The sequence below is a fragment of the Kordia periserrulae genome (assembly GCF_003054265.1).
Taxonomy (GTDB): Bacteria; Bacteroidota; Bacteroidia; order Flavobacteriales; family Flavobacteriaceae; genus Kordia; species Kordia periserrulae.
Genome location: NZ_QBKT01000003.1, coordinates 320,378 through 338,137, shown reverse-complemented (window position 1 = coordinate 338,137; position 17,760 = coordinate 320,378). Strand labels below are relative to the sequence as shown.

16 protein-coding genes are annotated in these 17,760 nt (G+C 36.1%); 6 read left to right on the top strand and 10 right to left on the bottom strand.

Annotation, left to right across the window (positions count from 1 at the left end; genetic code table 11):
- Positions 1 to 3: 3 nt before the first annotated feature.
- The 4 genes from C8N46_RS08405 to C8N46_RS08390 form a co-directional block, all read right to left on the bottom strand.
- Positions 4 to 933: a tetratricopeptide repeat protein gene (locus tag C8N46_RS08405; RefSeq protein WP_108114434.1), complete on the bottom strand. Its 930-nt coding sequence runs from the start codon at positions 931 to 933 to the stop codon at positions 4 to 6.
- A 16-nt stretch (positions 934 to 949) separates the two neighbouring features.
- Positions 950 to 2,107: a trans-sulfuration enzyme family protein gene (locus tag C8N46_RS08400; protein WP_108114433.1), complete on the bottom strand. Its 1,158-nt coding sequence runs from the start codon at positions 2,105 to 2,107 to the stop codon at positions 950 to 952.
- Between the two features lie 47 nt (positions 2,108 to 2,154).
- Positions 2,155 to 3,564, bottom strand: a complete 1,410-nt coding sequence (locus C8N46_RS08395) for an MATE family efflux transporter (protein WP_108114432.1) — start codon at positions 3,562 to 3,564, stop codon at positions 2,155 to 2,157.
- Positions 3,565 to 3,805: 241 nt separating this feature from the next.
- Positions 3,806 to 4,291 carry a glutathione peroxidase gene (locus C8N46_RS08390; protein ID WP_245896777.1) on the bottom strand — a complete coding sequence of 162 codons (486 nt, stop codon included), beginning with the start codon at positions 4,289 to 4,291 and terminating at the stop codon, positions 3,806 to 3,808.
- A 408-nt stretch (positions 4,292 to 4,699) separates the two neighbouring features.
- Here C8N46_RS08390 and C8N46_RS08385 point away from each other — a divergent pair, with 408 nt between their 5' ends.
- Complete coding sequence (locus C8N46_RS08385) at positions 4,700 to 5,287, top strand: CHAP domain-containing protein (RefSeq protein ID WP_108114431.1); 588 nt, start codon at positions 4,700 to 4,702, stop codon at positions 5,285 to 5,287.
- On the opposite strand, the gene C8N46_RS20415 is transcribed toward C8N46_RS08385, so the two are convergent.
- The 4 genes from C8N46_RS20415 to C8N46_RS08370 form a co-directional block, all read right to left on the bottom strand.
- Positions 5,288 to 5,425, bottom strand: coding sequence for a hypothetical protein (locus C8N46_RS20415; RefSeq protein WP_158269107.1), 138 nt, complete (start codon positions 5,423 to 5,425; stop codon positions 5,288 to 5,290). It lies immediately after the preceding gene.
- Between the two features lie 97 nt (positions 5,426 to 5,522).
- Positions 5,523 to 5,738 carry a hypothetical protein gene (locus tag C8N46_RS08380; RefSeq protein WP_108114430.1) on the bottom strand — a complete coding sequence of 72 codons (216 nt, stop codon included), beginning with the start codon at positions 5,736 to 5,738 and terminating at the stop codon, positions 5,523 to 5,525.
- A gap of 118 nt (positions 5,739 to 5,856) precedes the next feature.
- Complete coding sequence (locus C8N46_RS08375) at positions 5,857 to 6,057, bottom strand: hypothetical protein (protein ID WP_108114429.1); 201 nt, start codon at positions 6,055 to 6,057, stop codon at positions 5,857 to 5,859.
- Positions 6,058 to 6,223: 166 nt separating this feature from the next.
- Positions 6,224 to 7,042: a hypothetical protein gene (locus C8N46_RS08370; protein ID WP_108114428.1), complete on the bottom strand. Its 819-nt coding sequence runs from the start codon at positions 7,040 to 7,042 to the stop codon at positions 6,224 to 6,226.
- A gap of 251 nt (positions 7,043 to 7,293) precedes the next feature.
- Here C8N46_RS08370 and C8N46_RS08365 point away from each other — a divergent pair, with 251 nt between their 5' ends.
- The 3 genes from C8N46_RS08365 to C8N46_RS08355 all read left to right on the top strand — a co-directional run bounded on the left by C8N46_RS08365 (position 7,294) and on the right by C8N46_RS08355 (position 11,939).
- Positions 7,294 to 9,663: an outer membrane beta-barrel protein gene (locus tag C8N46_RS08365; RefSeq protein ID WP_108114598.1), complete on the top strand. Its 2,370-nt coding sequence runs from the start codon at positions 7,294 to 7,296 to the stop codon at positions 9,661 to 9,663.
- Between the two features lie 486 nt (positions 9,664 to 10,149).
- Complete coding sequence (locus tag C8N46_RS08360) at positions 10,150 to 11,163, top strand: sensor histidine kinase (protein WP_108114427.1); 1,014 nt, start codon at positions 10,150 to 10,152, stop codon at positions 11,161 to 11,163.
- Positions 11,164 to 11,174: 11 nt separating this feature from the next.
- On the top strand, positions 11,175 to 11,939 hold the full coding sequence (locus C8N46_RS08355) for a LytR/AlgR family response regulator transcription factor (protein WP_108114426.1): 765 nt from the start codon (positions 11,175 to 11,177) through the stop codon (positions 11,937 to 11,939).
- 553 nt (positions 11,940 to 12,492) lie between these two features.
- Here the strand turns inward: C8N46_RS08355 and ccsA are convergent.
- Both ccsA and C8N46_RS08340 read right to left on the bottom strand, forming a co-directional pair.
- A complete protein-coding gene (gene ccsA, locus C8N46_RS08345; protein ID WP_245896764.1) occupies positions 12,493 to 15,810 on the bottom strand; it encodes a cytochrome c biogenesis protein CcsA in 3,318 nt (1,105 codons plus the stop codon).
- 237 nt (positions 15,811 to 16,047) lie between these two features.
- Positions 16,048 to 16,332: a hypothetical protein gene (locus tag C8N46_RS08340; protein ID WP_108114423.1), complete on the bottom strand. Its 285-nt coding sequence runs from the start codon at positions 16,330 to 16,332 to the stop codon at positions 16,048 to 16,050.
- A gap of 147 nt (positions 16,333 to 16,479) precedes the next feature.
- Here C8N46_RS08340 and C8N46_RS08335 point away from each other — a divergent pair, with 147 nt between their 5' ends.
- Positions 16,480 to 17,244, top strand: a complete 765-nt coding sequence (locus C8N46_RS08335; RefSeq protein WP_108114422.1) for a Rossmann-like and DUF2520 domain-containing protein — start codon at positions 16,480 to 16,482, stop codon at positions 17,242 to 17,244.
- Positions 17,225 to 17,755 carry a KdsC family phosphatase gene (locus C8N46_RS08330; protein ID WP_108114421.1) on the top strand — a complete coding sequence of 177 codons (531 nt, stop codon included), beginning with the start codon at positions 17,225 to 17,227 and terminating at the stop codon, positions 17,753 to 17,755. The genes C8N46_RS08335 and C8N46_RS08330 overlap by 20 nt, the downstream gene beginning before the upstream one ends.
- Positions 17,756 to 17,760 lie beyond the last annotated feature (5 nt).

Sequence of the window (17,760 nt, the reverse complement as noted above, 5' to 3'; positions counted from 1 at the left end):
TTATTAGTTACAGTGCTTTTGAATTAATTTTACAGGATCTTCGATATTGTATTCTTCTTTCCATACATCTTTATACACATATCCAAAGTCAACAGCTTCCTTCCAATAAAAACAAGCATGATTTAGCTTTCCTAATGCAAAATATGAATTTGCCATATTATTATAGGCGTATGCATCAGTATCAAAGTTTTCATCAAAAGAGTTGCCTAGATTGATGCTTAACGCCTTTTTGAAATTAACAATAGCTTCTTCATATCGCTTTAAATAAAATAATGCCAAACCTAGGTTATTTATAGAAACTTTATCATTTGGAACTAAACTAATTGCTTTATTAAAGTCCTTAATCGCTTCTTCATATTTTTTCAAACTTAGTTTTACTTTGCCACGATTTAAATATGCACTTTTCAAATTAGGTGCAGAAGCAACTACTTTATCGTATTGTTCAATAGACTTTGGTAGTTTTCCCCATTTATTATATAGTAATCCAAGATTAAAATTAACTGATATTGATATTGTTTGATCTTGCAGTGCTTTTAAGTAACTCTTCTCAGCCAATTTAAACTCTCCTGTAAGCTCATAGGCAATTCCTATTCCCATATGTGCCAAAGAATTATTTGGATTGAGTGCTAATGATCTTTCAAAACTTGTAAAAGCATTTTTGTATTCTTTTTGGTGTAAGAATAAGCTACCTTTAACTCGATGATATTCTGATTTTGTATTGTCTATAGAAATAGCGCTATTGATATACTCTAATCCTTCTGTGACCAATGCTTTTGAAAGTGCATTGTTTGTCGTATTATTTAAGATAGCATATGCTTTAAAATAATAATTCTCAGCTTGTTGAAAATCTGCTTTGGTTATCTTCTTTTTAGAAATACCACATCCAACGATTAGAAAAAAAATAAAAATTATAGCTACAAATTTCTTTTTCATTACATTCTACTAAAATCTATTTCTTTTTCGCCTTTTTAATCGCCTGATTTAAATCGGCAATGATGTCTTTTTTATCTTCAATTCCTACAGAAAAACGAATCAATCCGTCTGCAATGCCTTGTTTTTTTCGCTCTTCGGGTGTTAGTAGTGCGTGTGAGGTTTGTGTCGGACTCAAAACAGTGCTTTCCACACCTGCCAAACTCATGGACGGTTTGATCAATTTCAATGACTTGAAGAATTTTGAAACATTATACTCGTCTTTCAATTCAAATGACATCATTCCTCCAAAACCAGCCATTTGCGATTTTGCCAATTCGTAATCTTCATGCGATTTTAATCCAGGATAATATACTTTGGAAACGGCTTCATGCTTTTCTAGATAGTTTGCCAGTTTTAGTGCGTTTTTGTTTTGTGCTTTCACGCGAATTCCCATTGTTTTCATGCTTCGTTCGAGCATCCAAACGGTAAAATCACTTAAACTTCCTCCTAAGTTTTTTGCCAATTGAAAGATGTGATTGATGTGTTCTGCGGAAGCGGCAACAGCTCCTGCCAAAATATCACTATGCCCACCAAAATATTTAGTTGCGCTGTGAATTATAATGTCAATTCCCAAGGTTGCAGGCAACTGATTTACGGGACTCGCAAAAGTATTATCAATCATGGTGATGAGTTTGTGTTTCTTAGCAAGTTTCGCAACTTTTCGAATGTCTGTCACTTTCAACAATGGATTGGACGGTGTTTCGATGTAAATGACCTTGGTATTTTTTTGAATCGCTTTCTTAAAATCTTTAATGTCTAAACTTTCCGTAAACGTATATTCGATTCCATATTTGTCAAATTCCTCCAATACTAAATTCATCGTGCCGCCATATAACGCATTTTGCAATACAATATGATCGCCTTTGTGAAGAAACGCTAGTAAACTAGTACTAATCGCCGCCATGCCGCTTCCAAAAATTAATGCGTCTTCTGTATGTTCTAATGCTGCAACCTTTTTACAAAGTGCTTGCTGATTTGGCGTATTAAAATATCGCGGATAGCGTTTTTCATCAATATCTTCAAATGCGTACGAACTGCTGAGATAAATGGGCGAAACCGCACCTTTAAATTGTGTGTCTTTTACTTCTCCCGTATGGGTACAAACCGTATTGAGTCCTAGATTCTTTTTTTTCATTCTGAATTTTTGAGGGTGACTAAATTACGAAACTGCTATTGATAAACCTAAACTTTCATTTCTTTCCACTTTCCTTTACGGAAGATGATGATTCCAATAATCGCAATAAGAATTTCTGTCACTGTAACTGCCCAAAACACGCCTTTTGGACCAAAATCGAATTGTATTGCCATGAGATAGGCAAACGGCAATTGAAATACCCAAAAACAGAAAAAGTTGATAATTGTCGGTGTCTGCGTATCACCTGCACCATTGAACGATTGTATAATGACCATTCCATATCCGTAAAAAACATAGCCTGCCGCAATGATTTGCAAACACAACGCTCCATTTTCAATTACGACTGCATTGTCTGAAAATAATTGAATGATTTCTTTGGCATACACCAAGTATGCAATGGAAACAATTCCCATAAACCATGCATTGTATTTTCCTGTTTTCCAAACAGACGTTTCGGCACGTTCAGGTTGTTGAGCTCCTAAGTTTTGTCCAACCAATGTTGCTGCTGCATTGCTCATTCCCCAACACGGCAATAAGGTAAACATGACTACACGAATGGCGATGGTGTATCCAGCCAATACATCGCTTCCAAATTCGGACATGATACGCATGAGGAAAATCCAGCTTGAGGTTCCAATGATGAATTGTCCTATCCCGCCAAGGGAAATTTTTATCAGGTTGCCCATAATCGCAGCTCTAAATACCAAATCTTTCCACTTGATGTTAATGACGCTTCCGCCATAAAATAAGATTGCCAATTGAAATAAAACAGCACTTCCACGACCGATAGTTGTAGCAATAGCGGCACCTTCTACGCCAAAAGCAGGAATGGGTCCGAAACCAAAAATAAATAGCGGATCTAAGATAATATTGAGCAAATTGGAAATAATCAAAGCTTTCATAGCAACGGATGCATTTCCTGCGCCTCTGAAAATCGCGTTGATTAAAAAGAGCAGCATAATGGTCATATTTCCGCCAAGGAGAATTTGTGTATAACCGTATCCTTCTTCAATCAAATCGACTTCGCCGCCCATCATTCCTAAAATTTCTTTTGGAAACAGGATTCCGATAACACTGATAATACTTGCCACAAGAACGCCTAAAAAGATGGCTTGGACAGCGACTTTGGAAGCACCGTCAGGATCCTTCTCTCCTATTCTACGTGCTACCAACGCTGTGGCTGCCATGCTGACGCCAATAGCAACCGCATAGACTAAGGTTACGACAGATTCTGTAAGTCCGATAGTGGCAACGGCATTGGTGCTGACTCTGGAAACAAACGCGATATCTACGATAGCGAAAATCGATTCCATCAACATTTCAAGAATCATCGGAATGGACAGCATAAAAATTGCCTTGTGAATGCTTCCTGTGGTGAAATCGTTTTGTTTGCCTTGTAAGGCTTCTTTAAAATAGGAATAGAGTTTTTTTATAGATAGTGTATGGTGCTGTGACATGATGTAATTTTTATAAATGAAAATTTGTAGTCACGCGAAGAGTGTGCTACAACTACAAGTCGAATGCAATCGACAGTTTCCGAAAAAAATTACTTACAGTTCCATAAGGATACAAATATCGTCCTTTTTTTGATTTTTGCAAATCTTCCAAAAGCGATTCCATAAAAAAACAGTCAAAAAGTGTGAAATATATCATTCCAACTACTTCGTAACTGTTTCTTTTTAAGAGTTTTAAGTTGAATTATTCTTCAATCCAAGACACTATCATTTCGTCGTTTGGCAATGTCGTTGGCGGAATTACCTTTTCCAATTTGCCTTTTTCGTTGATGAGATATTTTTGAAAATTCCACGCAACTTCTGAATCTTCCAAGCCGTTTTTTGATTTTTGCGTGAGGAATTGATACACTTCATGCATATCCTCACCTTTTACAGAAATTTTGCTCATCATTGGAAACGTAACGCCGTAATTAGCTTTGCAGAATTTGGCAATCTGTTGGTCGCTTCCTGGTTCTTGTCCGCCAAAATTGTTTGCTGGAAAACCGATAATCGTGAAGTTTTTGTCTTTAAATGTTTCGTATACGTCTTGCAATTGCTCGTATTGTGGTGTTAATCCACATTCAGAAGCGGTATTGACAATCATGACTTTTTTACCTTTTACGCTGGCTAAATTAAAATCGTTTCCAGTAATATCTTTTACCGTAAATTGGTGAATGGTTCCTTTTTCCATAGTGCTTTGGGTTTTGGTTTTTGTGGTGTTTTCTGCGGTATCAGCAGTTTTAGTTTCTTTTTCTTTTGGTTTCGATGTACAACTCATCAAACAAACAAGTAGTACTAGCATGAAGATTCTCATTCGTAATTGTTTTTTTGTAAAAATACGAAAGAATTTGCTTGCGTGTAGAATATAAGTGTCGCTTTTAACCAACAACAATTTGATTTGTGTATCTTTATACTATGACAAAAGGATTTGTAATTATTATATCAATTATCATAGGTTTTATTATTTATAAACTTCCTGACATATTCCCAAATACATTCAGGCGAGGCAATTTTAATAATAACGAAGATTCTGATGCTGGCGACTTATTTTATTAATTTATCATAGAATTCTATATTTTACTAGAAATTCACTTATACAATGAGACGAAAAATTGTTATTTTTTTCATCCTTATTACTGTAGTTTTTGGTGTTTTAAAACTTTCTCAACAAATAAATCTCAATCCTTTCCGAACTGTTGGTGAAGAGCTGGATAGTTTTAACAATGTTTCTGTGTATTACAATGGCGCTGTAAACCATGTAGAAAAACGAAATGTTACGAAAGATGGTTACAATGTAGGACTGCAATACCAATGTGTTGAATTTGTAAAACGCTATTATTACGAGTATTTACAACATAAAATGCCGGATAGCTACGGACATGCCAAAGATTTTTTCAATAAAAATGTAAAAGATGGTGAAGTAAATACTCAGCGAAACCTAACTCAATATACCAATCCGAGTACTTCAAAACCTAAAATTAATGATTTAGTAGTGTTTGATGCAACTTGGTATAATTCCTTCGGACATGTTGCCATTGTGATGGAAGTTACTGATGATACTGTAACAATCATTCAGCAAAATGCAGGTCCGTTTTCAAGCTCGCGCGCTACTTATGATTTGCTTCAAGAAAATAATCGTTGGAAAATTGAAGATTCTAAAATTGTAGGTTGGTTGCGGAAAGAATGATTAATTTTCTTCGTCTTCATTTTTTTTCTTTCCAAAAAACATTTCCGCAGGAAAGCCAAGAATTTTTACGTTTTTAGGGAAAAAATATGCATATCCAAATGCCAATACAATAATCGAGATGATAATAAACGCTTTCATATCATTATTAGTTAACCGAAAAAATGCAAAGTTACAAGGTATAGAAAACAAAAAAGCTGTTTCTAAAAAATAAAAACAGCCTTTTCATACTTGTTACTTACGCTTGATACGGAAAAATATCGTCGCAAACTAGCTTGTAAGATGGACATGGTATTGTTGGAACTGTTACATAGTAACAACCCTCTGGCGGAGCCGCTAATAATACTATTGGACATTCAAATGGAAATGGTTCAGCAACAAGCGCACCTCCATTAATAGTTCTTTGTTCTTCTTTGCTTAGCACTTTCCCAATGCTTGAAATTTGTTTTTTCATGATTTAATAATTTAAAGGTTGATAATTTTTGGTATTAAAGTGATTTAGAAAATAATTTGGCAAATTGCTTTTTATAATCTACGATGATTATTTTCTTAAATAGCTTCTTTTGTTCAATTTACAGTGGAGTAATTTGTAAGCATACTAATCTATAACTACATGGTGCAATCTTTATATAGCGACATCCTTCTGGCGGTGGAGCTAATACAGGTTCCTCACATGGAGAATCAATTGGCTCTGGTGTTACTATTCCTCCACTAATAATTCTTTGTTCTTTTTTGCTTAGCACTTTCCCAATGCTTAAAATTTGTTTTTTCATGATTCCTAATTTAAAGGTTCGTAATTTTTGGTCATACAATGTACACTTTACAGAATACTTTTACAATGAATATTCTAAAGTTTATGAAATTAGCGAAAAATTATCTGACAATTATGCCTTTTTTAATTGAAGAAGAATTATAGAAATTCAGTCTTGCCCATGAAAATTACAATTGCACATGAATATGATCGTCGTGACGAACGGCGTGACAACCGTGAAAACGTATTTTTGAACTCGTCAGCTGCATGCGCTTTTGTAAATGTGGCTCGATAAATATTTTGTTGATTTGGGAAGATGCTGCCAATTTTTCTATCAAACTTCTGGTGCGTTCGCTATCAAAAACATAACTTTCTTTGTTGCCTTGCGAAACTACTTTTTCCAAAAAACTGTATTGAAAATATCCGTTTTCAGCGCAAAATGCTGGCATATTTTCTTCTCCTTCTTTGGGCGATTCACACACGCCGTAACCCAACCACGACGGACTTCCATTTTTATATTTTTTAGTGGTTGCATCTGTATAATAAAACGCCAAATCGATTTTACGTCCGTCATTATGACTCCAATGTGGCAATAAAGGAAATTTCGCGCCAAGCGGGAAACAAGCATCCAAATAATACGTGACCGTTTCAGGAAATTCTTGCTGCATCGCTTCGGCTTCTTGTAGTAAAATAGCGTACAGCTCTTTATCTACATAATGCCGATTCATCAAAAAAGTAAATGCACGCAACGGTTTCAAGGCTTCATGCGAAATTGGTAATGCTTTTCGGTTGTACAAACTGGAAGCCAATACAGGCAATATGACAAACGAAAGCACACTGTACACTATTAAAAAACCTCCAACATTGACAAGTTTCTTTTTCCAACCTAACAGCGGATTGTGACGTTTCAATCCTAAAAATAACACATACGCTACGCCGCCAATTTGCGTGAGTATCGTTAAGAAAATAACAAGTATGATATGTAGTATGATAGTTAAATATTTCATCTCGAAAAATTAAAAAAAGCTTCAAACCCAGTAAAAACAATAGATTCAAGCTGTATAATGAACGTTATTGCTGTTTTTCGTTTACGCTTTTCTTTCTTGTTGTTTTCAAATATAACATGAAAAAATTCAACCCTAAAAATTCCACATTCACCTTTTTTTTATCCCAATTCGGCAGATTCTCCTTTTGTATAGATAGATTCTGAAACATATTTGTGCATCAAAAAAAACGAACAGATAAAAAACGAACAGTTATGTTAAAAACTTTAATCTCTTTTATTTTATTGCTTGCAAGCTACAGTTTATGTGCACAAAGTACCATTTCTGGTAAAGTGACCGACACATCCAAACAACCGATGTCATTTTCAAACATAGTGTTATACGACAATGCTACAGAAACGCCGTTGCAAGCTGTGATTGTTGAGGAAAACGGAACCTACACATTTACCAATGTAAAAAATGGAAGTTATGTTGTTGAAGCGTCATTATTTGGCTATAAAACCGAACGCTCTATCATATTGAACATTGATACGACCAAAAAAGTGACCTTTGATTTTGTGTTGCGAGAAGATGTTCCTGAAAATTTAGACGAAGTGGTCATTGTTGCCAAAAAACCTATCATCACACAAAATGCTGAAAAATTAGTCGTGAATTTGGAAAAATCCGAAATGGTGAATTCCAACGTGCGTGATATTGTCAAAAAAATTCCTGGCGTTCTAGTTACGGGAAACAATTTGAGTTATGCAGGACAAAGCAATATCCGAATTCTCATCAACGGAAAACAAACGAATTATATGGACATGCAAACGCTGTTGCGTGAAATGCCTGCCGATAATATTGCCAAAATCGAATTGATACAACAACCTGGTGCGGAATACGATGCAGACGGTTCGGGCGCGTTGATTAATATTATTTTAAAGAAAAATGTAAAATTAGGCACTTACGGAAGTTTGAAAAGTATGGTTGGTTATGTGGACGATTTTACGTTTAGAAAAAGTGCTTCCATTGCAAGTTTTAAAGGAAAAATCAACTGGCAAGCAGGCGCGAGTTATTCGCGTGGTTCTTGGCGAGAAGATTTGCAAATTATTCGTCGTGTGGGTGATGATGTGTACGATCAGTTTTCGCGTTCGCCATTTGACCCAAATACGTTGCGATTGAATGCGGGATTGGATTATTACATCAATGACAAACATACGACCGGAATTAGCGTTAGACGCACCGAAACTTCGTCCAATCGTGTGACGGATAACGTCACAAATATTACCAGTAATGGCACGCTAGACATGCTAGAAACCGACAATCGCTTTGAGCGCGATTGGAAATTGTACGTCATTAATCCGTATTATGAATATGATGATGAAGTGAACAAATTGACGTTGGATTTTAATTATGTAGATTACAAATCGACCAACGAAAACAATTTGTTTCAGACTGGGCAAAGTATGGTTGCTTATGACAATCAACGGTATTTTCAAGATGCAGATTACAATATTTACACCTATCAAGCCGATTACAAACGTACGTTGAATGACAAGATTTCGCTTCACGCGGGATTGAAATATGCAAATGTAGATTCGGATAGCGATTTGCAATCCTTAGTACAAACAAATTCAGGCGAATTTGTCAACAATCCGAACCAAACCAATCGCTTTTTGATTGATGAAGATATTATGGCGGCATACGCAAAAGTAAACGTGAAACTAGATAAATGGTCATTTTCGGGCGGATTGCGTTGGGAACAAAGTGAAACTGTGGGAACGTCGCAAAACGTAAATACTTCTTTAAACAGAACCATTGCGAAATTTTTCCCAAGTTTGAGCATTACCAGAAATATTACGGAAGAAATTGCTGCCAATGTAGCGTATAGTTACCGCATTCAGCGTCCGTCGTACGAAACTTTGAATCCGTTTGTGTATTATTACGATCCGTTTACGTTTGAGCAAGGAAATCCGACATTGCGCCCAGCATTGACGAATAGTTTTCGTTTCAACTTAACCTACGAGAATCAACCCTTTTTCAGCGTAAGCTACAACAAAACAGACGACACCTTATTTCAGTTAATTTCACAAAATGATGCGACTTCTGAAACTTCGCGTTCAGTTATTAACTTATCAAAAAATGAAAACTGGAGCTTTAGCTTGTTTGCGCCACTAAATTTAGTCAAAGGATTGGACGGCTACACGGGTGTGATTGTGAATTACAACCGATTTATGTCAGAAGAATTAACACCAGTTTTGGACAATAAAAAGTGGAATATGACCTGGTTTACAAGTGCTGAATACAAATTGCCGTGGGGAATTCAGTCAGAAGTTTCAGGCTATTATACTTCGGGCGGATTTGAAGGGCAAATAGAGTTTGATTGGATTGCGGGATTGGACATCGCGTTTAGCAAAAAATTCATGAACGACCAATTAAAAGTCAGCGTAGAATTAGAAGAAATTTTAGACCGTAAATTCAACGGAACCATCAATTATGACAATGTAAATGCGAATATTATCAGTGATTTTCCGCGTAGAAATGTATTTTTACAATTGAGTTATAGTTTTGGAAAGAAATACAACAAAGACAAAAACAGAAAAAACGGCGCTGGCGACGAAGTAGACCGAATTAATACGAAGCAGTAGTTTTTTTTGAAATGTTGAATGTTGAATGTTGAATTGCTTCGATTTTAGAAACTTTTCACATCAAACCACAAACCGTCACTTCGAGTGAAATCTCGTAGAGATTTTGTATCGAGAAGTGCTTTGAAATGATAAATGTTGAATTTTGAATGTTGAATTTTGAATTGTCTCGCTTTTAGAAACTTTTCACATCAAACCGCAAACCGTCACTTCGAGTGAAATCTCGTAGAGATTTTGTATCGAGAAGTGCTTTGAAATGCTAAATGTTGAATTTTGAATGTTGGATGTTGAATTGCTTCGATTTTAGAAACTTTTCACATCAAACCGCAAACCGTCACTTCGAATGAATTTGCTGCTCATTGAGCTTGTCGAAATGCAGCAAATTTGTATCGAGAAGTGCTTTGAAAAGCTTATAAACAAAAAACAAACAACAAACAACAAAAAAGAACCTAAAACCTAAAACCCAACACCAAAAACCCAACAAAAAAAATGAACGTCAAACTCAACAAATCCGATTACATATTACTCGCCATTTATTACGGAGTATCTGTGTTGATGACTATTTATGAATACGCGACTCAAAACGAAGATTTGATTGAATATTTGTTAGATATTCCGTCGTTTGTGATTGTGGATATTTCTGTGATTTGTATGTTTTTGTATTGGCTGTTGCCCGATTATGTATTGAATAATAAAAAATACTTTCAGTTTACATTTTGGGCATTGTTAGTGTTGATTTTAGCAGGTTTTTGGGAAGATGTGGTTGGATTTTATAGTGGCGGACGCGATTGGGTACATTTTAAATACGGGTATCAGCAAGTAATTAATTACATTTCAAATACGGCACAAAGTATTGGTTTGCCATTTGGATTGTTACTTGCGAAAAAATACTACGAAAATCAAATTATGTTTAGCAGCATTAAAGAAAAACAAAAGGAAAACGAATTGAAACTCCTGCGTTCGCAAATCAGTCCGCACTTTTTATTCAACAATTTAAACACATTGGATGCGTTGATTGACAGCGATACGGCAAAAGCCAAAGAATATATCAATCGGTTATCGCTGATTTACCGTTATTTGATTCAAACCAAAGACTCGGAAGTTATGGAATTGACCGAAGAACTGAATTTGGCAGAGAATTATATCTTTTTGATTAAAACGCGTTTCGGAAACGATTATGACTTTACCATCACCAAAAATGTTTCTTTAGATAATAAATTTGTGCCTACGGGTGCGATTCAAACGTTGTTAGAAAATGTTGCCAAGCACAATCGCGCGCAACATGGAAAAGTCGTGAAAGCAACCGTGACCATTGACGAAGATTGGTTGACCATTACAAACACGAAAAGTACCATTAAACACCAAAAAGATTCGTTTGGAACGGGATTAAAAAACTTGAAATATCGTTACCAATTACTTTCAGATAAAAAACCTGAAATTATAGATACTTTAGATGATTTTACCGTAAAAATTCCTATTATAAAACTCAGTGAAGAATCGTAAATACAGACCTTATGCGCATATTAATTTTAGAAGATGAAATTCCCGCTTACGAAAAGTTACTGGCTAATTTGGAAAGCTATTTTTCAGAAGCGTTTCTGCACGATTGGGCGCGTTCCAATGAAAAAGCACGAGCCTTTTTAGCACACGAAAATTACGATTTTATTCTTTCCGACATTCAATTGTTGGACGGAATTTCGTTTGATGTTTTTAATACGGTAAAAATTGATTGTCCAATCATTTTTTGTTCAGCGCATGACGAATATTTGTTTGAAGCCTTTCGTACCAACGGAATCGCCTATATTTTAAAACCGTATACGAAAGAAGATATCCGTCAGGCATTGGATAAATTTCAATCTTTTTTTAAAACCGAAAGCTATCAACCCATTCACAACGACACGATTCATTTATTGAAATCGGCGCTAGAGCAAGAAAAAACCAGTTACAAAAAACGCTTTGTTATTAAAAAATCGAACGGAATTCAGTTGCTCAATGTGAGTGATATTAGTTTGATAGAAGCTTCGGGCGATTTCTGCTTGGCGATGGATTATAAAGGCAAAAAACATCCGATTTCTGACACGTTAGGCAATATTCAACAAATGCTCAATCCTTTGAAGTTTTTCCGCATCAATCGGAGTCAAATCGCGCATATCGATTACATCGAAAATATTGAAAGTCATTTTAAAAATCGCTTACTAATTCAACTAACTGGCATCAAAGAAAAAGTTATGACAAGTTCGTCAACAACTTCTGATTTTCGAAAATGGTTGGAACAGTAGAAATTTTGAATGTTGGATTTTGAATGTTGAATGTTGGATGTTGAATTGCTTCGCTTTTAGAAATGTGTAGCCTTCAAACTCCAAACCGTCACTTCAAGTAAAACAGTGTAAAAAAACCATCTCGACTGCGCTCGATGTGACAAAATTTGAAATGCTTTGAAATGCTAAATGTTGGATGTTGAATGTTGAATTGCTTTGCTTTTAGAAACGTTTAATGTTCGAAGTAGTTCTCGATACAGTTTTTCTACGAAAAAACTAAGATTAGTCGTTACGAGCAATAGCGCGGTAATCTGTTTGTTGTATAACAAAACTGCTATATGAAGCAACAGATTGCCACGATTTTTTTTATTTCGCAAGCTCAAAAAAATCTCGCAAGGACGTTTCAAAAATAAACCATTAACACATTTTCAAATTATCAAATTGATACATTGATAATACCGTCACTTCGAGTGAAATCTCGTAGAGATTTTGTATCGAGAAGTGCTTTGAAACTAGAAATGTGAAATATTGAACTAATCCCTAATCACTATTCCCTAATGCCTATAATCCAAAACTACTTCAACGCTTTCTTTTTCTTATAATGCACTTTATAACGCCAATAACTCAACGCTCCATAAGCTAACCATGTAACCGTTGTAATCACCACAAATTTAGGACCTAATACGGCATCTCCTGTGGCATACGAGTGTAATCCGCTAAGCACGAAATTCACACCGAAATAGGTAAATAATATCGAACCGAATGCTGCAATTGCCATCCAGTTGAAGAACCAACGTCCACGCAATCCTGGCACCAAACGCATGTGTAAGACAAACGCATACACCATGATGCTAATTAACGCCCATGTTTCTTTTGGATCCCAGCCCCAATAACGTCCCCAACTTTCGTTTGCCCACATTCCGCCAAGGAAATTTCCAATGGTTAACATGACCAAACCAACCGTAATTGCCATTTCGTTGATGATGGTGATTTCTTTTAGGTTGAGTTCCATGCGTTCTTTGTTTTCTTTATTCGTTAGAATAATCAACAATAAGGAAACAACTCCCAAAATCATCGCGAGTGCAAACGGTCCGTAACTTGCTACAATGACTGCTACGTGAATTAACAACCAATAACTGTCTAATACAGGCTGTAAGTTAGCAATGTCAGGATCGAGCCAGTTCATGTGCGCGCCCCATAATACCATCGCAACGACGAAAGTGGTCGCCGAAATGGTTAAATCAGATTTTCGTCCAAAGAGCAATCCAAACAACATCGTTGCCCAAGCCACATAAATCATTGATTCGTAAGCGTCACTCCACGGTGCGTGACCTGATAGATACCAACGTACGACGAGTCCAGCCGTATGCAAGGCAAATAATCCAACAACCAACCATTTTGAAATATTGATGGCGGAATTGATCCATTTTCGATCTCTGAATATTTGCATGATGATAAAGACAAACATCACAAATCCGACTAATAAATAATACATCATCAAACGCTCAAAAATATTGACCTTGTTGTAGATGATTTCGGTTTCTATTTTCGAGTCTGACGGTAATACGGCACTTCCATATTCTTTTTGACGTTTGCGCAAACTTTCCACCATATTATCCGCTTCTGTGTAATTGCCAGTTCTATGTGCTTCATTTAGCAGAATCACATATACTTTCATGGCGTTTTTCACATACTTTTCGTATTGCGAATATTTTGGATCAAAACCTTCTCCAGGATTGTTCTCATAATCCCTTTCAGAAATCCACTTGTTGTTTTCATGATTTGGGAGTGGAAATATTTTGAATAAATCGCCTTGTATAGCTCTACTTAACAATCCAAGTTTTAAATCGTATTCTTTAATCGCTTTTTGATACTGATTTGGCTTGTTGGTCGCATACGCGTCTTGTGTGTACGGATTGAGCTTGTATTCGTTTTTTGATGTAAAGAAATCGAGCATACTTGCATAAGCATCGCTTTTTTCAATCCCAATAATATTTCGTAAACTATCGTGTTTTCTGGTTTTTATGCTGATAATATTCGCATCGTACCACATTTGCGGATACTGAATCATGGAAAGAACAACTTGCTCTGGTGACAGTTCATCGTTTTCTCCATAACTACTTCTTTTGTTCAATTTACGAAGCAACTCACGTGCGTACGTATGCGCAGGTTTCATACGCCCATTAGCATCTTGAATGACCAAGCGGGCAAATTTATCAGCGTGTTCTTGTGGCACTGCATTTGCGATGATGATTGAATCTACTTGTGCATCCGTGAGTGTCTGTTTTACGACTTCATGATTGTGTCCTTCGCCTGGTGCATGGTTGTGTCCTTCATGTCCTTTTTCAACTTTTTGTATCGTATCAACTTGCGTAGAATCTACTTGCTGAGTCGTTTCTTGTGCAAAACTTCCCAAGCTAAACAGTAATGCAATCGCAGTTAAGAACTTTGCTTTTTTGTTTTTAATTTTTTCCAATTGCTTTTTTAAATCGCCAAAACGTGTATTCTTATCAAATAAAATCACCATCAATGCGAAGTAAAGTAAAAAATAGCCCAAATAGGTAATATTCGTTCCCCAAAAATCATGAGCCACTGATAAAATAGTTCCTTTTTCATCTCTGTCAAATTGTGCTTGAAAGAAACGATATCCGCCATTATCTAGTACATGATTCATATAAATGTCATAATCGAATGACTCTTCTTTATTATTCACAGTCACTCTACTCATAAACGATTTATAATTTGCTTGACTTATTGCTCCTGGATGACGTTCAGCAATAAAATCATTGAGTTTGATGCTAAACGGAAGTTTGAGTTTGTCTGCTCCATACGCCAAATGGAAATCGAGTCCGCCAACGGTAACTTTGATTGGTGCCATTTCATAACCTTTACCGCCCATCACAGTTACTTCTTCGGTTTCTCCATTGGTAGAGACTTCTAAAATTACTGCATTCGCTTGATCAGCTAATTTTTCGGAGGTTTCTACTACGCCAATTTTTCCTTTCACTGCGGGTTCAGGAATTACGAATTGCAATCCCGCTAAGTTGTATAAGGAACGAATTTGAAAACGCTGTAAACTGTCTTTATACACTTTGTTGGTTTGGCGCGTTTGCATAATCATATTTTCGCCTTCAAACGGACTTTTGATGGTGTAATTTCCATATTCGTCGCTCATGATGTTAATGACACCGTCCACAGGATTGTTGAAGGTCATTAAAATATTGTGAACGCTTTGCGGTTTTGAACCTGCTTCTAAAAAGTGATTGTGACGATTTCCGCCACCAGATTCTACAATTTTTAAGTATTCAACACCGTTTTCATCTGGAACAATTCCTTCTTCAGCTCCTTGAATATAGCCTTTGTAATCAATGGTGAATTCTTGTCCGTTAAAGTCTTTTTCCCAAGGAAAGTTTTCTTGAATCCAAGTCGTTGGCGCAATAGCTTCAGGGGAAATGAGATAGTCGCCTTTTAGAATGCGTCTTCTTGGTTGTCCATTAATTTCTCCATCTACAAAGGCTTGAATGTATGTTTTTTCGGAAAGAAACGTATTTTCGGTAGCACCTTCACGAATAGGCATTACGCCTTCATAACTGATATACCGCGTAATAAATGCTCCCAAAATGATAAAAATAAACGATAGGTGAATGAGCAAAGTTGCCCATTTTTCTTTTCGCAATAAGCGATAACGGAAGATGTTTCCAAAGAAATTTACCAAAAACAAGAGATGGATTAATTCAAACCACCATGCGTTGTAAATATATATTTTAGCTGTTGTTGTACTGTATTCACTTTCGACAAAAGTTCCGACTGCCATGGCTACTGCGTATGCAATAAAAAGGAGCGCCATTAATCGTGTAGAGAAGAGAATATTCTTGATGAAATTACCTATCATGTAGCGTGTTCTTTTTGAATCAAAATTTCAGTATGCAAAAGTACGGCATTTTACACAATTTACAGGCTATTTAACAATCTATTTAGGCTTATTTATGAATATTCTAAAAAACTCTTTTTAGACGTTTCCTCTTTTATTTCTTTTCATAAAAAAAGCCAAACTCAATCCGCTTTATGACTGAGTTTGACATTACACCCTAGTATTGATTAACTAAGAAAATGAAAGTGTTATTAAAAACTATAAGGCATTTGATATGATAAATCCGATATTGAATAGTAAGCTTAGTAATAAGGTGTTAAACACCCATTTTTCACGTAATTGTGCTAAAATAGCCGCATTGTAAAACGATGTTATAATGACACATACAAATAATTGCACCAAACTAGGAATGGTGTCCAATCCATTCATTAAAATATACATGGCTGCAATTCCTCCGATACAACTTTGTAAAATAATGGTCAATGGAATATACATGGTGTATTTGTCTTGAAACTCTCTGTAGTATTGTGCATATAGTGTCATGATGTAATTGTTTTGGTGTTTGTATGCTACAAATATCCGTCACCGAAAGCTTTTAAAATATGATATTGGTCATGTTTTGTTTTTTTATGGTATGAATCAATTGATAGAAAAGTTTCAAAAACCACAAAGTGTTGTTATTTTAGCCAAATGATACGAGTGGTCATTTTAGGAGCTGGAAATATTGCGCAACATTTGTATACTGTTTTTACAAAATCAGAAGCAATACAAGTTGTACAAGTGTACAATCGTTCCCAAAAAGCGTTGCAATCTTTTACCAACGTTGCTACAACGACACGTTTAAAAGAGTTGCGCGACGCAGATGTATATATTATCGCTGTGGCGGATGATGCCATTGCGAGTGTTGCTAACAAATTACCGTTTACCAATCGTTTGGTTGTCCATACGTCGGGAAGTGCGAGCATGCATGTTTTACACAAAAAGAATCGTCGTGGTGTGTTCTATCCACTACAAACATTTACTAAAGGGAAAGAAGTTGATTTTTCTCAGATTCCACTCTGTCTGGAAGCACGCGAAAAGACTGATTTCAAAGTATTACAACAACTCGCGGATGCTATTGGAAGTCCGTCGTACAAAATAAGTTCCGAACAGCGTCGTGCCTTGCATGTTTCTGCCGTGTTTGTGAATAATTTTAGCAATCATTTGTACCGAATTGCCCATGAAATTTGCGAAGCGAACAATGTTCCGTTTCAAATTTTACATCCGTTGATTCAAGAAACTGCTCACAAAATAACCACACTCACGCCGTATATGGCACAAACGGGACCAGCAAAACGAGGTGATCAAAAAACGATTGACGACCATTTAGAAAAACTCGATAAAGATATTCACAAAGAAATTTATACATTGCTCACGCAATCAATTGCAAAAACCTATGGAAGAGAAAAGCTATAAAGAATATTTACACCATATTACGACCTTTATTTTTGATGTAGATGGCGTCCTTACTGACGGAACAGTTACGGTTACGACTTCGGGCGAAATGCTGCGCCGTATGAGTATTAAAGACGGTTACGCGCTCAAAGTCGCAGTACAAAAAGGCTATAATGTGTGTATTATTTCTGGTGGAACGAATGAAGGTGTTCGCAAGCGTTTACAAGGTTTGGGCATTACGGATATTTACTTAGGTGCGCATCAAAAAGTAGCACAATTACAAGAATACATCGCCAAGAAAAATATCCAACTCGAAAACGTGTTGTACATGGGCGATGATATTCCAGATATTCCTGTCTTAAAGCAAGTTGGCTTGTCGTGTTGTCCGCAAGATGCCGCCTACGAAGTGTTGGAATTGTGTAAATATATTTCGCATGTCGATGGCGGAAAAGGTGCAGCTCGCGACGTAATTCGTCAAGTGATGAAAGTACAAGGCACGTGGGACGAGAATTTTGACGCGAAGTATGATTAACTAAT

Coding starts and splice junctions, on each gene's coding strand:
- C8N46_RS08405 (WP_108114434.1), bottom strand. CDS start 933: ATGAAAAAGAAATTTGTAGCTATAATTTTTATTTTTTTTCTAATCGTT.
- C8N46_RS08400 (WP_108114433.1), bottom strand. CDS start 2,107: ATGAAAAAAAAGAATCTAGGACTCAATACGGTTTGTACCCATACGGGA.
- C8N46_RS08395 (WP_108114432.1), bottom strand. CDS start 3,564: ATGTCACAGCACCATACACTATCTATAAAAAAACTCTATTCCTATTTT.
- C8N46_RS08390 (WP_245896777.1), bottom strand. CDS start 4,291: ATGGAAAAAGGAACCATTCACCAATTTACGGTAAAAGATATTACTGGA.
- C8N46_RS08385 (WP_108114431.1), top strand. CDS start 4,700: ATGAGACGAAAAATTGTTATTTTTTTCATCCTTATTACTGTAGTTTTT.
- C8N46_RS20415 (WP_158269107.1), bottom strand. CDS start 5,425: ATGAAAGCGTTTATTATCATCTCGATTATTGTATTGGCATTTGGATAT.
- C8N46_RS08380 (WP_108114430.1), bottom strand. CDS start 5,738: ATGAAAAAACAAATTTCAAGCATTGGGAAAGTGCTAAGCAAAGAAGAA.
- C8N46_RS08375 (WP_108114429.1), bottom strand. CDS start 6,057: ATGAAAAAACAAATTTTAAGCATTGGGAAAGTGCTAAGCAAAAAAGAA.
- C8N46_RS08370 (WP_108114428.1), bottom strand. CDS start 7,042: ATGAAATATTTAACTATCATACTACATATCATACTTGTTATTTTCTTA.
- C8N46_RS08365 (WP_108114598.1), top strand. CDS start 7,294: ATGTTAAAAACTTTAATCTCTTTTATTTTATTGCTTGCAAGCTACAGT.
- C8N46_RS08360 (WP_108114427.1), top strand. CDS start 10,150: ATGAACGTCAAACTCAACAAATCCGATTACATATTACTCGCCATTTAT.
- C8N46_RS08355 (WP_108114426.1), top strand. CDS start 11,175: ATGCGCATATTAATTTTAGAAGATGAAATTCCCGCTTACGAAAAGTTA.
- ccsA (WP_245896764.1), bottom strand. CDS start 15,810: ATGATAGGTAATTTCATCAAGAATATTCTCTTCTCTACACGATTAATG.
- C8N46_RS08340 (WP_108114423.1), bottom strand. CDS start 16,332: ATGACACTATATGCACAATACTACAGAGAGTTTCAAGACAAATACACC.
- C8N46_RS08335 (WP_108114422.1), top strand. CDS start 16,480: ATGATACGAGTGGTCATTTTAGGAGCTGGAAATATTGCGCAACATTTG.
- C8N46_RS08330 (WP_108114421.1), top strand. CDS start 17,225: ATGGAAGAGAAAAGCTATAAAGAATATTTACACCATATTACGACCTTT.